15 protein-coding genes and 1 pseudogene are annotated in these 14,805 nt (G+C 41.1%); 12 read left to right on the top strand and 4 right to left on the bottom strand.

All coding sequences use genetic code 11. The features are described 5' to 3' along the window. The 8 genes and pseudogenes from AB7E53_RS06250 to der form a co-directional block, all read left to right on the top strand. Positions 1–215: pseudogene (locus tag AB7E53_RS06250) on the top strand (IS4 family transposase); the annotation flags it as partial. A gap of 182 nt (positions 216–397) precedes the next feature. After that, positions 398–1,171: a DUF5040 domain-containing protein gene (locus AB7E53_RS06245; protein WP_446774750.1), complete on the top strand. Its 774-nt coding sequence runs from the start codon at positions 398–400 to the stop codon at positions 1,169–1,171. 722 nt (positions 1,172–1,893) lie between these two features. Then, entirely contained in the window at positions 1,894–3,051 is a 1,158-nt protein-coding gene (locus AB7E53_RS06240) for a sensor histidine kinase (protein WP_179399728.1), read from the top strand. 89 nt (positions 3,052–3,140) lie between these two features. After that, the gene (locus AB7E53_RS06235) at positions 3,141–3,725 is read left to right on the top strand and encodes a YceD family protein (RefSeq protein WP_079682700.1); all 585 of its coding nucleotides are present in this window, start codon (positions 3,141–3,143) and stop codon (positions 3,723–3,725) included. 11 nt (positions 3,726–3,736) lie between these two features. Continuing rightward, positions 3,737–3,922 carry a 50S ribosomal protein L32 gene (gene rpmF, locus AB7E53_RS06230; protein WP_079682699.1) on the top strand — a complete coding sequence of 62 codons (186 nt, stop codon included), beginning with the start codon at positions 3,737–3,739 and terminating at the stop codon, positions 3,920–3,922. 107 nt (positions 3,923–4,029) lie between these two features. After that, entirely contained in the window at positions 4,030–5,034 is a 1,005-nt protein-coding gene (locus AB7E53_RS06225) for a beta-ketoacyl-ACP synthase III (protein WP_079682698.1), read from the top strand. Then, positions 5,018–5,908 carry a GTPase Era gene (era, locus tag AB7E53_RS06220; protein WP_079682733.1) on the top strand — a complete coding sequence of 297 codons (891 nt, stop codon included), beginning with the start codon at positions 5,018–5,020 and terminating at the stop codon, positions 5,906–5,908. The genes AB7E53_RS06225 and era overlap by 17 nt, the downstream gene beginning before the upstream one ends. 26 nt (positions 5,909–5,934) lie before the next feature. Continuing rightward, positions 5,935–7,248: a ribosome biogenesis GTPase Der gene (gene der / locus AB7E53_RS06215; protein WP_079682697.1), complete on the top strand. Its 1,314-nt coding sequence runs from the start codon at positions 5,935–5,937 to the stop codon at positions 7,246–7,248. 96 nt (positions 7,249–7,344) lie between these two features. On the opposite strand, the gene AB7E53_RS06210 is transcribed toward der, so the two are convergent. Both AB7E53_RS06210 and AB7E53_RS06205 read right to left on the bottom strand, forming a co-directional pair. Further along, complete coding sequence (locus AB7E53_RS06210; protein WP_350456934.1) at positions 7,345–8,115, bottom strand: ATP-binding cassette domain-containing protein; 771 nt, start codon at positions 8,113–8,115, stop codon at positions 7,345–7,347. A 2-nt stretch (positions 8,116–8,117) separates the two neighbouring features. Then, the gene (locus tag AB7E53_RS06205; RefSeq protein WP_079682695.1) at positions 8,118–8,861 is read right to left on the bottom strand and encodes an MlaE family ABC transporter permease; all 744 of its coding nucleotides are present in this window, start codon (positions 8,859–8,861) and stop codon (positions 8,118–8,120) included. Positions 8,862–8,960: 99 nt separating this feature from the next. Here AB7E53_RS06205 and lptB point away from each other — a divergent pair, with 99 nt between their 5' ends. Then, positions 8,961–9,713 (top strand): LPS export ABC transporter ATP-binding protein, encoded by a 753-nt coding sequence (gene lptB, locus AB7E53_RS06200; RefSeq protein ID WP_068184100.1) that lies wholly within the window; start codon positions 8,961–8,963, stop codon positions 9,711–9,713. Here the strand turns inward: lptB and AB7E53_RS06195 are convergent. After that, positions 9,689–10,606: a CPBP family intramembrane glutamic endopeptidase gene (locus AB7E53_RS06195; protein ID WP_446774749.1), complete on the bottom strand. Its 918-nt coding sequence runs from the start codon at positions 10,604–10,606 to the stop codon at positions 9,689–9,691. The genes lptB and AB7E53_RS06195 overlap by 25 nt on opposite strands. A 75-nt stretch (positions 10,607–10,681) precedes the next feature. Then, positions 10,682–10,927, bottom strand: coding sequence for an RNA recognition motif domain-containing protein (locus tag AB7E53_RS06190; protein WP_179399723.1), 246 nt, complete (start codon positions 10,925–10,927; stop codon positions 10,682–10,684). A 400-nt stretch (positions 10,928–11,327) separates the two neighbouring features. On the opposite strand from AB7E53_RS06190, the gene tig reads away from it, so the two are divergent. The 3 genes from tig (at position 11,328) to clpX (ending at position 14,784) form a co-directional block, all read left to right on the top strand. Then, positions 11,328–12,680: a trigger factor gene (gene tig / locus AB7E53_RS06185; protein ID WP_179399722.1), complete on the top strand. Its 1,353-nt coding sequence runs from the start codon at positions 11,328–11,330 to the stop codon at positions 12,678–12,680. 188 nt (positions 12,681–12,868) lie between these two features. Continuing rightward, on the top strand, positions 12,869–13,531 hold the full coding sequence (gene clpP / locus AB7E53_RS06180; RefSeq protein ID WP_079682693.1) for an ATP-dependent Clp endopeptidase proteolytic subunit ClpP: 663 nt from the start codon (positions 12,869–12,871) through the stop codon (positions 13,529–13,531). A 20-nt stretch (positions 13,532–13,551) separates the two neighbouring features. Next, a complete protein-coding gene (gene clpX / locus AB7E53_RS06175) occupies positions 13,552–14,784 on the top strand; it encodes an ATP-dependent Clp protease ATP-binding subunit ClpX (protein WP_079682692.1) in 1,233 nt (410 codons plus the stop codon). The last annotated feature ends 21 nt before the right edge of the window (positions 14,785–14,805 follow it).

Raw genomic sequence — 14,805 nt, 5'->3', positions numbered from 1 at the left:
CTGAGAGTGCTGTAAGAATACAAATATTTAGTGCCATTACAGCATATTGCATGGTAGCAATTGTGGAACATGATCTTCAACTCAATAGAAGCAACTACGAAGTGTTGAGAATATTGAGTGCATCGCTTCTGGATAAGACTCCAATTAAGGACCTCTTTACAAAAGAGCCTGTTGATGTGATTAATGATGGACAATTAAGTCTTAATTTTTTTTAGTGGACACTAGTGATAGGAATTTATAAATGCAAAAATATTATATGCAGATTTATTCATCATCTCAAATCGCGAAATAAAGGCCTCAGATTGCGAATAATATCTGGTTGATAATGTTTTTCTATATGTAAGAAGTGTTTTGAAAAATAATTAGGTTAAATTTGAAGCCTTAATTCCTGATTGAAATGAATAAAAATGTTATTTTATTACTCTTTACGCTTCTTTTTTCATTACCCATCCGTGCCGAGGTAAAACCAGATTCAACCTCGATTAAAATATTACTTACCGGTGCTTCTTTTGCTGATAAAGGCAATACCTGGTTTGAAATGGGTTGCGAACAATTAGGCGCTATCCCGTTGAACCGGGCAAAAGGGGGAGAGGCCATAGCCAATACGGCCAACAAAATGCATGAGGGTGTTTTGTATACAAAAGAAGAACTGGAGGAGATAGACGCTTTTGTGATTATGCAGGTACATAACAGAGATGTGTACGAAGATTCGCAGATAAAGCCGGCCTATACCGATTATCAGATGCCTATCGATCGTTCCAACTATGCGGTAGCCTACGATTATGTGATAAAGCGTTACCTGTCTGATTGCTATAATCTTAAATTCGACAAGAATTCGCGTTATTACGGATCGCTAACAGGCAAGCCTGCGTTGGTTGTATTGTGTACCGACTGGCACGATGCCCGTACCCTGTACAACGAATCTGTACGCAAACTGGCTGCCAAATGGGGATTCCCTTTGGTGGAATTTGATAAGTATGTGGGTTTTTCGAAGAATCAGCTTCATCCGGTTACCGGAGCGCAGACCAGTCTTATCTATTCTACAGATAAACAAGTGATTGATGGTGTTACCTACGGATGGCATCCTTTGCGCGGAAGGCATCAGCCGGTCCAACAGCGTATGGCAGCTGTTTTTGCCGATCTTATGCATAAACTACTGTTAGTTAAATAATCTGGCCACAGTGTTGATTGTTCAACAACAGGAAAAACAATAAGTCAGCATCCAGCCTGGATTACCGCTGTATGGTGAGTAATTGAGGGTTATTGCTTACAAGACCGTTTCTCCACTAAGGCATAGGAGCGGGATTAAATACAAGGAAAAGGGCCCTTTCATACGTGAAAGCGCCCTTTTTTTGCAATCATACTACTTTGACAGACAAGGCTCGGTACTTTTGAGGAGCAAATATACCAGGTTTGAAGTTGAAAGATATATCTTTTGGATGCAGAATAAGCTGGTTTTGTCTCAGAAGTCCCTTGTTTGCTCGCTGTAAATACGCTTTCTTCTCATTTATTCTCCCAGTATACTTTTTAAATGATCGTTTTTTTATTTACAAAACGTTGGTAAAACCACGGAAAGGCAAACGCGGAAATTGAGAGGTAAGCAGTAAATCGGTTTATCAAAAATAAATTGTTCCCATTAGGGAGAGTTGAACAATAAACCGATTATCTTCAACTTGTCGAGAATGCCCCCGGTACAGCTTTCCGTAGCTGTAGCCAGCTGTAGCTTATCCATACAAAGTTGTTTTGCCATTTTGTTATTTTGTCTTTTCGACAAACAGACCTGCAATGCTGCGACCTGCACTAATTAATTTGCACTTCAGGTACACAGGTTCACGCTTTTTTGTATAATATTGTGGCCATTCCGTCGTTTGTTAAGTATTGAAAAGAAATACCATGAGCAGCATTTACGATTCCCGTCAGCGTCTTAAATATATTTTTATCGTTACAGCCGTACTGATTGCCATCGCTTCGGTGGTGGTATCCGATTCTCTTATTAAGAATCTTGCCAACGAAGAACGCCAGAAAATTGAGGTCTGGGCAGAGGCAACGCGGGTTATGACCAACGAGAATCCGAGTCTGGATATGAATCTTATTTTGAAAATTATCCAGGGAAATACCTCCATTCCGGTTGTGCTGTGCGACGAACAAGACCGGGTTTTATCCTACAATAATATACAGGTTCCGGAAAATGAGCCGGAAACTTACCTGAAAGAGGTGGTAAAAAAGTTAAAACATAAGAACGACCCCATTGTGGTTGATATGGAAGACGGAACCTATCAGTATATCTATTACGACGACTCCATTATCCTGAAAAGACTGCTTATCTATCCGTATGCCCAGCTTACCGTTGTGTTTATATTTATCCTGATTGCCTTCCTGGCATTGGCCAGCACGAAGAAAGCCGAACAGAACAAGGTGTGGGTGGGGTTATCAAAGGAAACGGCCCATCAACTGGGTACACCTATCTCGTCGCTTATTGCCTGGATAGAATACCTTAAGTCGAAAGAAATCGACGCATCCTATTTAAATGAGATGGAAAAAGATGTAAAGCGGCTCGAGACCATTGCCGACCGTTTTTCAAAAATAGGCTCCGATCCTAAACCAGAAGCTGTTGATATCTGTCTGTCCTTACAGCAGGCGCTGGACTATATGAATACACGCATCTCCCAAAAAGTAAAAATTGAAACCCAATTTCCGGCATCTCCTGTTCTGGTTCTTATGAACGAATCGCTGTTTGCCTGGGTGGTCGAAAACCTTACCAAGAATGCTGTGGACGCCATGGAAGGGCAGGGCGAGATCGTTTTCAGGGTGGAAGACCGTAAAACAAATGTAAGGATAGATATTACCGATACAGGAAAAGGGATTCCAAAGTCCAAATTCAAAACCGTCTTCAATCCCGGCTACACAACCAAACAGAGGGGATGGGGCCTGGGCCTGTCGTTAGTTAAAAGAATTGTTGAATCTTACCACGGCGGAAAGATTTATGTGAAAAGTTCCGAACCCGGTAAAGGCACCACTTTCCGCATAGAATTAAGGAAGTTCAAAGCTTAAATAAGACCTATATAAAAAATAATAAGAATAGGTGTTGCATATATGTTTAGTTTTTTCGTACCTTTGCAAGGTTTTTACACTAAAAGGCTTTGGGAAAATTTGATTTATATAAAGTAGAATTAAAGAACCTCTCCCCGGGAGTACATGAATACGAGTACTTTCTGGAGAATAAGTTTTTTGTGGACATTGACGGAGACGAAGTCCAGAAGGGCAAAGTGAAGGTAAACCTCACGGTGAAACGTACGTCGATGGTGTTTGATATGAACTTTCAGCTGGAGGGTATTGTTTATGTTCCGTGCGACAGATGTCTGGACGACATGGAACTCCCCGTTAGCACTCAGAACAAGCTTGTCGTTAAGTTTGGAAAAGAATATGCCGAAGAAAGCGAAGAGATCGTAATTATTCCTGAAGAGGAAGGCGAAATCAACCTGGCATGGTTTATTTATGAATTCATTGCCCTGGCAATTCCGATGAAACATATACATGCTCCCGGAAAATGTAATAAGGCGATGTCTTCTAAACTTAAAAAACACACAGCCAGAAGAGCTGATGATGAAGACGAGTTTGACGAAGAAGCGGCAGATGATATCGTTGTTGACGACGATGCAGCCGATATGCCTTCGGATCCGCGCTGGGATGCACTGAAAGGATTGGTAGAGAATGATAACAATTAAATAAACTAAAAATGGCACATCCTAAAAGAAGACAATCGAAAACAAGAACAGCCAAGAGAAGAACTCACGACAAGGCTGTTACTCCTACAATGGCTATTTGCCCTAACTGTGGCGCATGGCATATTTACCATACTGTATGCGGCGAATGCGGATACTACAGAGGTAAATTAGCTATCGAAAAAGAAGCTGCAGTATAAGGTTCGTCAAATCCGAGAGATTTGGATGACCAAAAGAAATAGCCCTAAAAACACTTTTAGGGCTTTTTTTTAATTTTGAGACATTTGTCTCTGCATATTATTTAGTTATGGATAAAATCAATGCGGTAATAACAGGAATCGGGGGATTTGTACCAGAAGATGTGTTGACTAACAGCGATATTTCAAAGATGGTCGACACAAGTGAAGAGTGGATAATGACCCGTGTCGGGATTAAAGAACGCCGAATTCTCCGTGGCGAAGGTTTAGGTACTTCCTATATGGGAATACAGGCAGTTAATCAACTGTTTAAAAAAACCGGCGTAAAACCGGAAGAGATCGAGGTGTTGCTTTGCGCTACCACTACTCCTGATTATCATTTTCCAACTTCTGCTTCAATCATTGCTTACAATACCGGTTGTAACAATGCCTTTACATTTGATGTACAAGGAGCATGCGCCGGATTTTTATATGCCCTGGAAACCGGATCGAATTACATTCGTTCGGGAAGGTATAAAAAGGTATTGATTGTTGCTGGTGATAACATGACATCCATTACGGATTATACAGATCGTACCACCTGTCCTTTGTTTGGTGATGCCTGCGGAGCAGTGCTGCTTGAACCTACAACGGAAGATTTCGGTGTGATCGATACAATCCTGAAGACCGATGGTGTTGGATTACCGCACTTGCAGATGAAGGCCGGTGGTTCTGCCTATCCAGCCACGCATGAGACAATAGACAATCACCAGCACTACGTTTACCAGGAAGGTAAGGTTGTGTTTAAATATGCTGTTTCTTACATGGCGGATGCTTCGGCCGAAATTATGGAGAGAAACAGTCTAACAAATGAAGATGTGGATTGGTTTGTACCTCATCAGGCGAACCTGCGCATCATTGATGCCGCAGCCAAGCGAATGGAGCTGCCAATCGAAAAGGTAATGATTAATATAGAAAAATATGGTAATACGAGTGCCGGTACCATTCCAATTTGTTTATGGGAATGGGAAGACAAGCTGAAGAAGGGGGATAACATAATCCTTGCTGCTTTCGGTGCAGGCTTCACCTGGGGCTCGATCTACCTCAAATGGGGATATGATGGAAAAAAAGCATAAATCTGGTTTCGTAAATATCGTTGGTAACCCAAATGTGGGTAAGTCCACATTAATGAATATTCTGGTGGGCGAGCGTGTGTCTATCATTACGTCTAAAGCGCAGACTACACGTCACCGTATCCTGGGAATCGTTAATACCGACGATATGCAGATTGTATATTCGGACACGCCCGGCGTGCTAACTCCCAATTACAAGCTGCAGGAATCTATGCTTAACTTTTCAAATTCAGCCCTTGGGGATGCCGATGTATTATTGTATGTAACGGACGTCGTTGAGACGGTAGACAAAAATGAAGCGTTCCTTCAGAAGGTTCAGAATATAGACTGTCCGGTTCTGTTGATTATTAATAAGATTGATCTTAGCAACCAGGCCGACCTGGAAAAGATGGTTGCTCTCTGGAAAGAACTTCTTCCAAAGGCAGAAATAATTCCTGTATCGGCTCAGTCAAAGTTTAACGTTGACTATATCAAACGCCGTATCGAGGATTTGATGCCTGAATCTCCTCCTTATTTTGAAAAAGATGCGCTTACAGATAAGCCTGCGCGTTTCTTTGTAACGGAAATCATACGAGAAAAGATCCTTCTCTACTATCAGAAAGAGATTCCCTATGCCTGCGAAGTGGTGGTGGAGCTCTTTAAAGAAGAGGCGGAGCTGATTCATATCAAGTCGTTGATTATCGTAGAACGCGATTCGCAGAAGGGAATTATCATTGGTCATCAGGGCCAGGCGCTAAAGAAGGTGGGTGCGATGGCCAGAAAAGACATCGAACGCTTTTTTGGTAAGAAGGTTTTTCTGGAAATGTTCGTTAAAGTGGAAAAGGATTGGAGAAACCGTGATAACTTGTTGCGAAACTTTGGTTATCAGCTGGATTAATAACAGCACACAGAAAGGAAAAATTTATGGGAAATATAGTAGCAATTGTTGGGAGACCCAACGTAGGAAAGTCCACCTTGTTTAATCGTTTGACGCAGACCCGTCAGGCTATTGTAGACGACGAGGCCGGAACTACCCGCGACCGTAATTACGGTAAGGTAGAGTGGACAGGAAAGAAGTTTTCGCTGATTGATACCGGCGGATGGGTAGTTAATTCAGATGATATTTTTGAGGAAGAGATAAATAAACAGGTTCATATAGCGATTGAAGAGGCGGATGTGATTCTATTTGTGGTAGACGTACTGAACGGCATCACAGATTTGGATACGCAAGTGGCTCAAATTCTTCGTCGCTCGAAGAAACCGTTGGTTTTAGTGGCAAACAAGGCCGACAACTTCGATCTGCATTATTCGGCAGCCGAGTTTTATGCTTTCGGATTAGGCGATCCTTTTTGTGTTTCAGCGATAAACGGCTCGGGTAGCGGTGATTTGCTGGATGCCATTATTGCCAAGTTCAAGGAGGAGAAAGAGGAAGAGGTGTTGGAGGAATTGCCGCGTATTGCTGTAATTGGTCGTCCTAATGCCGGTAAATCTTCTTTGATCAACGCTTTTATCGGCGAAGACCGTCACATTGTAACGGATATTGCGGGTACTACGCGCGATTCAATTTTTACCAAATACAATAAGTTTGGATTGAACTTTTACCTTGTGGATACCGCCGGTATACGTAAGAAGGGTAAAGTGAACGAAGATCTTGAGTATTATTCGGTGATTCGTTCCATCAAGGCGATTGAAAATTCGGATGTATGTATTCTTATGCTGGATGCAACCCGGGGGATTGAAAGTCAGGATCTCAATATTTTCTCCCTTGTACAGAAAAACAGTAAAGGGTTGGTGGTATGTGTTAACAAGTGGGACTTGGTTGAAGATAAAAGTCAGAAGGCCATTGATACCTATCTGCAGGCTATCCGTAACCGGTTAGCTCCGTTTACCGATTTCCCAATCCTGTTTATTTCGGCGCAGACCAAGCAACGTATTTTAAAGGTGTTGGAAACGGCAAAAGAGGTGTACGACAATCGTCATACACGTATCTCTACAGCAAAACTGAATGAGTTGATGCTGCCTCTGATTGAAAATTATCCTCCTCCTGCATGGAAAGGTAAATATATCAAGATCAAGTATGTTACTCAATTGCCTAATGTACATACGCCCTCGTTTGTTTTCTTTGCGAACCTGCCTCAATGGGTGAAAGAGCCTTACAAGCGTTTCCTTGAGAATAAGATCCGCGAGAACTTTAATTTTACGGGAACACCCATCAATATTTTTATCCGCGAGAAATAAGAAAACAATACGGTATATGCCGGTTGTTTATACATAAAAAAGAAGGGCGCTGCCAGTAATGGAGCGCCCTTCTTTTTGTGTCTAGTTTGTTGTTTGTTATCCTTCGTTGTTGAACATCTCGTTTTCTTTAACCTTCTTGAACAGGTCTGAAGCAAATACAAAGTCATTTAGTGCTTTGTTGGTAGAGTTTATAACCTGGTCCTTATTGCCTTCCCATTCTTTTACACCCTCTTTGATAAAAATAATATTGTCGCCAATATTCATTACAGAGTTCATATCGTGGGTATTGATAACCGTAGTCATCTTATATTCGATCGTGATGCTGTGGATCAGATCGTCTATGAGCAACGAGGTCTTAGGGTCAAGACCCGAATTAGGCTCATCACAAAAAAGATATTTGGGTTTCAATGCAATGGCGCGTGCGATGGCGGCCCGCTTCATCATCCCCCCACTTATCTCGGAAGGAAAGAGGTTTCCTGCTTCTGTAAGGTTTACACGATCCAGACAGAATTGAGCTCTTGCAAGCTTCTCTTTCTTGGAGTCTTTGGAGAACATTTCGAGGGGAAACATTACATTTTCCAATACAGTCATACTGTCGAACAGAGCAGAACCCTGGAAAAGCATTCCCATTTCACGACGCACATCGTGGAGTTCCTTTTTATTCATGCATGTAAAATCCCGGTTGTCGTATAATATTTGTCCGGAATCCGGCTTTATCAGTCCGATGATACTTTTTATCATCACCGTCTTGCCCGATCCGCTACGGCCAATAATCAGATTGGTTTTACCGGTTTCAAAAACGGCACTGATGTTGTTCAGTACAGTTCTTCCTTCAAATGACTTTATAATGTTTTTTACTTCAATCATAACTACGTAAGCATTAGTTGTGTCATAATAACGTCTGCCATCAGGATCATGATACTACTCATAACCACCGCATTTGTACTCGCCTTACCCACATCAAGAGCTCCTCCTTTTACATTGTAGCCAAAATAAGCAGCGATGGACGATATAATAAATGCATACACAACCGATTTAATAATGGAGTAGGTAACATAGTACGAGTTAAACCAATACTGCAAACCGTATTCGAAGGCGCTGGTGGGCAGCGACGGGGTAACCATACTGGCAAGATATCCACCTACAATACCTGTAAACATACTGAAAATTACAAGTACCGGAATAAATATCATTAATCCTACCATTTTAGGCAAGATCAGAAAGTTGGCAGAGTTCACACCCATTATCTCCATTGCATCAATCTGCTCGGTTACCCTCATGGTGCCTATCTCTGAAGCAATGTTACTTCCGATTTTCCCGGCCAGGATCAAACACATAATTGACGAAGAAAATTCAAGTAATATAATTTCACGGGTGGTGTATCCGATGGTGAACTTAGGAATCAACGGCGAGCTGATGTTCAAAGAGATCTGAATCGCTATAACGGTACCGATAAATATGGAAATGATAATAACAATCCAAATGGAATCTACACCTAATTTGTATATCTCCTTTATTAATTGTTTGAAAAACATATTCCATCTGTCAGGTAAAGAAATAGCTTTAGTCATCAGTAGCGTATATTCCCCTAGTCTGTGTAATGCTTTATTCATTCGATATAATACTATTATTATGATGCAAAGATAGCGGAAAATCTCAGAAGGCTTGTAATAATTTAATTATTTCCGTTACTTTGCATCAAATCTAAGGTTATGGCAGACGAGCAGCAGATGGTTCTCAGAACAGAGGATCTGGTAAAGAAATACAGAACGAGAACGGTTGTTAATCATGTTTCAATCAACGTGAAGCAGGGTGAGATTGTAGGATTGCTTGGCCCTAACGGTGCCGGCAAGACGACTACATTCTATATGACTGTAGGCCTTGTAACACCCAATGAAGGCAAAATATTTCTGAATGACAAAGAGATTACAAACTTCCCGGTTTACATGCGTGCCCGCCATGGAATAGGCTATCTGGCCCAGGAGGCTTCCATATTCAGGAAGATGACTGTGGAGGATAATATCCGTGCAGTATTGGAAATGACGGATACAGACGCTGCTTACCAGAAAGAAAAGCTGGAAAGCCTGCTTACCGAATTCGGTCTTCATAAAGTTCGTAAAAACCTGGGTGATCAACTCTCCGGGGGCGAAAGGCGCAGGGCCGAAATTGCACGCTGCCTGGCTATCAATCCCAAATTTATAATGCTGGATGAACCCTTTGCCGGAGTCGATCCAATTGCCGTTCAGGATATCCAGAGTATTGTTGCCAAGTTGAAACACAAGAATATCGGTATTCTGATTACTGACCACAACGTTTACGAGACCCTAAGTATAACAGACCGTGCCTACCTGCTTTTTGAAGGTAAAGTATTGTTTCAGGGAACTGCCGAGCAGCTTGCGGAAAATGAAATTGTGAGAGAAAAATATTTAGGGAAAGATTTTCAGCTTCGCAAGAAAAACCTCTGATTATCTCCCTCCGTCAAAGTCTTTTTCAGGGAGGTGCTGCAGAAGAAAAACAGTAGAAGGAATCCCAATGCCATCGCTGCGAACGGAAGTAAATTCTCTGGAGAAACATTTCCGGTTATATATTCGTTTTCAGAAAGTCGGGGATTCGTCAGGCTTACTACTCCAAGAAAGTTATTGGTGAAGTGTGCGATTACCGGTATCCAGATATTGTTTCCCCAAAGCAGCATATAACCAAAATAGGCCCCAAGCAACATCCTTGGAATGAATCCGTAGAATTGTAAATGGAACAAACTGAATATTATGGCGGTGAGCCAGATGATAAGATGCTGATTGGCGGTCGACTTCTCCAAAATACGGCGAAGAGCTCCTCTGAACAGAAATTCTTCGGTGATGGCGGCTACTACGGCTACAACAAAAAGGTTTTGTATCAATGTCGATATTCCATCGCCCGAGAGCATGAGGGTGGTAAGTCTTTCGGCCTCCTCCTCTTTTTGTAACATCCATGATTCGACAGGATCCAGAAATCCGGGTAGCTGTATCATCTTATTTAATACCCCCGTTAGGCTGATGAAGGGAGAAATGAGGAACATACTTCCAACAGTTAAGAGTATGGCTTTTAATCCGGGAAGCCTGGTTATGAATAAATAGCTGCTCATTCTTTTGCTGCAGAAGAAGGCCATCAATAAGGCGGGCAGAAGGAATGTTCCCAATGCGGAGATAAACTGGATAATCCGAAGCATTTCCGGATTCTCCATTGGGTTGACTGCATTACCCTTCAGCATCGAAAGCATGCCTAATCCAAGGAAGGATGACAGAAGTCCGCCCAACAAGATCAGAAATAAAAGTAGCAGTAACTGAAAAAAAGCCGGTTTTCCGGCAAATACTCCTCGCATAACCATCGGTTTGTAAATAAAAAAAACTTCTGCCAAAGATAGACAGAAGTTTTTTAATTCTTCAGAAGATTCTAATTACATTTTTGGTCTGGCTTCTTTAACTACCATCTGGCGACCTTCATATTCAGCTTCATTCAATTCTTCAATAGCTCTTTTTCCCTCAGCATCATTCGGCATTTCTACAAATGCGAAACCTTTGGATTTACCTGTTTCACGGTCAATGATGATCTTTACAGAATCAACAACACCGTATTCTTCCATTACTTGTTTTAAATCTTCTTCCCGAACACGATAGTTCAGGTTACCAATGTAAATGTTCATAAAAATAGAAATAATTAAATAAGAAATAATTTTTTATATGAAAGTCGGAACCGGAATTCTGTAACAACAATGGTAGATAAATCCACAAGAAATGAAGAAATAAAAACAATGTTATGTAGGTTCAAGGTTTATCCCCTTTCACAATGCAAAGGAAGCCAATTATTTGAGATTAGCAAATCTTTTAGTCATAAATTTAGATAGGCTGCTAATCGGTTGGTTTTGCCCCTTCTGAGTCATTTCGGAAGCATAACGGGCAAAAACAGAATGTATTAGATAGTATTGACTGCTATTTTTGATTGGTTACGAACAATTTAAAGCTACAATTTGCGAGATTAAAAGAATAGGATTAATTTTGCACCCTAAAATCCGATACGAATATTAATTAAATAAATCATTCAGAATGAACGTTTCGCTTAAAAACATTGATGCCGTAAGCGGTATTGTTAAAGTAGAGATTGTGAAAGCCGACTATGCCGAAAAGGTAGAGAAAGGGCTGCGTAACTTCCGCCAAAAAGCAAATGTGCCGGGATTCCGTAAGGGTATGGTGCCAATGGGTATGGTAAAAAAAATGTATGGTAAATCGGTGTTGGCTGAAGAGGTGAACAAATTGGTTTCAGAAGGTCTTTTTGGATATATCCGCGAGAATGAGCTAAATATTTTAGGCGAACCTCTTCCAAACGAATCAGAACAAAAAGAAATCAATTTTGATACACAGGAAGATTTCGAATTCTGTTTTGATGTTGCTATCGCTCCTGAAATCAATGTTTCGTTAGGTAAGGAAGATACTCTTCCCTATTTCTCGATTGCAGTAAGCGACGATATGGTTGAAAAGCAGATCGCTTCATACCGTGCAAACTTTGGTAATTATGACCAGGTTGAAGAGGTTGAAGAAAAGGATATGATTAAAGGAACCGTTGCAGAACTGGAAAATGGCGAGATAAAAGCTGGTGGCCTGGTTGTTGAGAATGCAGTTATCATGCCTTTGTACGTAAAGGATGCTGAAGAAAAGGCAAAATTTATGGGAGCCAAGGTTAATTCGGTTGTAGTATTTAATCCTTCTAAAGCTTATGAAGGTGCCGAAGCCGAAATTGCTGCATTCCTGAAAGTAGAAAAAGACCAGGTTGCTACCTACACCGGAGATTTCAGTTTTGAAATTAATGAAATTACCCGTCATAAAGAAGCCGAGCTGAACGAAGAGCTGTTTACGCGCGTATTTGGTGAAGGTGTTGTTTCTACTGCAGAAGAATTCACTGCAAAGATCAAAGAATCGTTGGCAGAACAATTCGCTCCTGAAAGCGATTTTAAATTCTTGTCGGATGCAAAAGATCTTTTAGTAGCAAAAGCTGGCGACCTTCCTTTTGCCGAAGGTATACTGAAACGCTTTATGCTTGCTCAGGATGAGAAAAGAACAGCAGAGTCTATCGATGAAGATTTTCCTAAAGTAATTGAAGATCTTAAATTCCACCTTATTAAAGAGAAGTTGGTTAAGGAAAATAATCTGAAGGTAGAAGAAGCTGATATCACTGCATTTGGAAAACGTGTTGCAAAAGCTCAGTTTGCTCAGTATGGAATGATTTCTGTTCCAGAAGATGTATTGGAAAACTATGCTAAGGATATGTTGAAAAACAAGGAAACATTGCGTAATGTAGTTGACCGTGCTGTTGAAGAAAAGCTGTCTTCATGGTTAAAAGAGCAGGTGACATTAGACGTGAAAGAGGTCTCTGCCGAAGAATTTGGTAAGATTGTTGAGTAATACTCGCTTTTAATATACGGCTAACATGCTGTTAGCTAGCGAGAAGGGGTTTCTCTCTGAAAAAATATCTTTACGGGTACAAAATAAGTTGTTTCATTCAGAAATTTATTTATAACTTTGTTTATCTGTAAAGGAAAGAGAGGAATCCCTTTCTTGTGCCTTAACTGCGTAATAACATAATATACAATATGGAAGATTTTAGAAAGTATGCAACGAAACATTTGCGGATGAATGGATCAGCGCTGGATAGCTATATGAACATCAGCAGTAGTTACATTTCACCAACAATCATTGAGGAACGTCAGCTAAACGTAGCCCAGATGGATGTGTTTTCACGATTAATGATGGATCGCATTATTTTTCTTGGTACGCAGATTGATGATTACACTGCCAATGTAATTCAGGCGCAGTTGCTGTATCTTGACTCAAGTGATCCTGGAAAAGATATATCTATTTATATTAATTCTCCCGGAGGTTCGGTATATGCCGGTTACGGTATTTACGATACTATGCAATTTATCAGTAGCAACGTTTCTACAATTTGTACTGGAATCGCAGCTTCCATGGCATCCGTATTATTGGTGGCAGGAACAAAGGGAAAGCGTTTTGCCTTAAAGCACTCCAGGGTGATGATTCACCAGCCGTTGGGAGGAACTCAGGGCCAGGCATCAGATATCGAAATTGCTGCGCGCGAAATTATCAAGGTGAAAAAAGAATTATACACCATTATTTCCAACCATTCTGGTAAGCCTTTTGAAGAGGTTGAAAAAGACAGCGACCGTGATTACTGGATGACTTCCGAAGAGGCTAAGGCATACGGTATGATTGACGATGTGCTGGTACGTAAATAATTAATTTGAAGAAAGATTTTATGGCCAAATCAGGCGACATATGTACTTTTTGTGGGAAGAGCAGAAAAGATGCTAATTTATTAATCACAGGTATTTCCGGGGCTATTTGCGATGACTGTGCAAAACAGGCTTACGAAATAGTTACGGAAGAGAGCCGTACTGCCGGGAAGTCCACATTCGGACTTTCTCAGAAAGACCTTCCCAAACCTCAGGATATTAAGGCTTTCCTTGATCAATATATAATAGGTCAGCAGGACGCCAAAAGATATTTGTCTGTTTCCGTTTACAATCATTACAAACGATTGCTTCAGAAGGTGACTTCGGATGATGTGGAAATCGAAAAATCGAATATCATAATGGTCGGCGCAACAGGTACCGGCAAGACTTTACTGGCCAGGACTATAGCTAAACTACTCCATGTCCCATTCGCGATTGTGGATGCGACTGTGTTGACCGAGGCTGGTTACGTGGGTGAAGATATTGAAAGTATCCTTACCCGTTTATTGCAGGCTGCCGATTATAATGTTGAAGCAGCTCAGCGCGGGATTGTTTTTATTGATGAGATCGACAAGATTGCCCGAAAAGGAGATAATCCTTCCATAACCAGAGATGTTAGTGGTGAGGGAGTTCAGCAAGGATTGCTTAAGCTGCTTGAAGGATCAATTGTAAACGTGCCGCCTCAAGGTGGTCGTAAGCATCCTGACCAAAAGATGATTGCGGTTGATACCAAGAATATCCTTTTTATTTGCGGTGGAGCTTTTGACGGGATCGAGAAAAAAATCGCCCAACGTCTTAATACCCGCGTGGTAGGATATGCAGCAAGCAAAGAGGTGGATCTGGTAGACAAACATAATTTGTTGAAGTATATCACGCCCACAGATCTTAAATCCTTTGGTTTGATTCCTGAAATAATAGGTCGTTTGCCCATTCTTACTTATTTGAATCCGTTGGATCGGGAAACGCTTCGCAATATCCTTACAGAGCCCAAAAATTCGATTGTGAAACAATATATCAAGCTTTTCAAAATGGACGGCGTCGACTTGTCCTTCGATGAGAACGTGTACGAATATATTGTGGATAAGGCCCTCGAATTTAAACTGGGTGCCCGTGGATTGAGGTCGATTGTAGAAGCTGTAATGATGGATGCAATGTATACCATGCCATCAAAAGAGGAGAAAGAGCTCCATGTTACCTTGGATTATGCGGTTGAAAAGTTTGAAAAATCTGATGTAAATCGTTTGAAGATTGCTTAAAATAAGTGATTTAATAATATA

This window comes from Macellibacteroides sp., from assembly GCF_050251695.1.
GTDB classification, from domain to species: Bacteria; Bacteroidota; Bacteroidia; order Bacteroidales; family Tannerellaceae; genus Macellibacteroides; species Macellibacteroides fermentans.
Note: the sequence above shows the minus strand (reverse complement) of the source record. Positions and strands in the feature narration are given on the sequence as shown.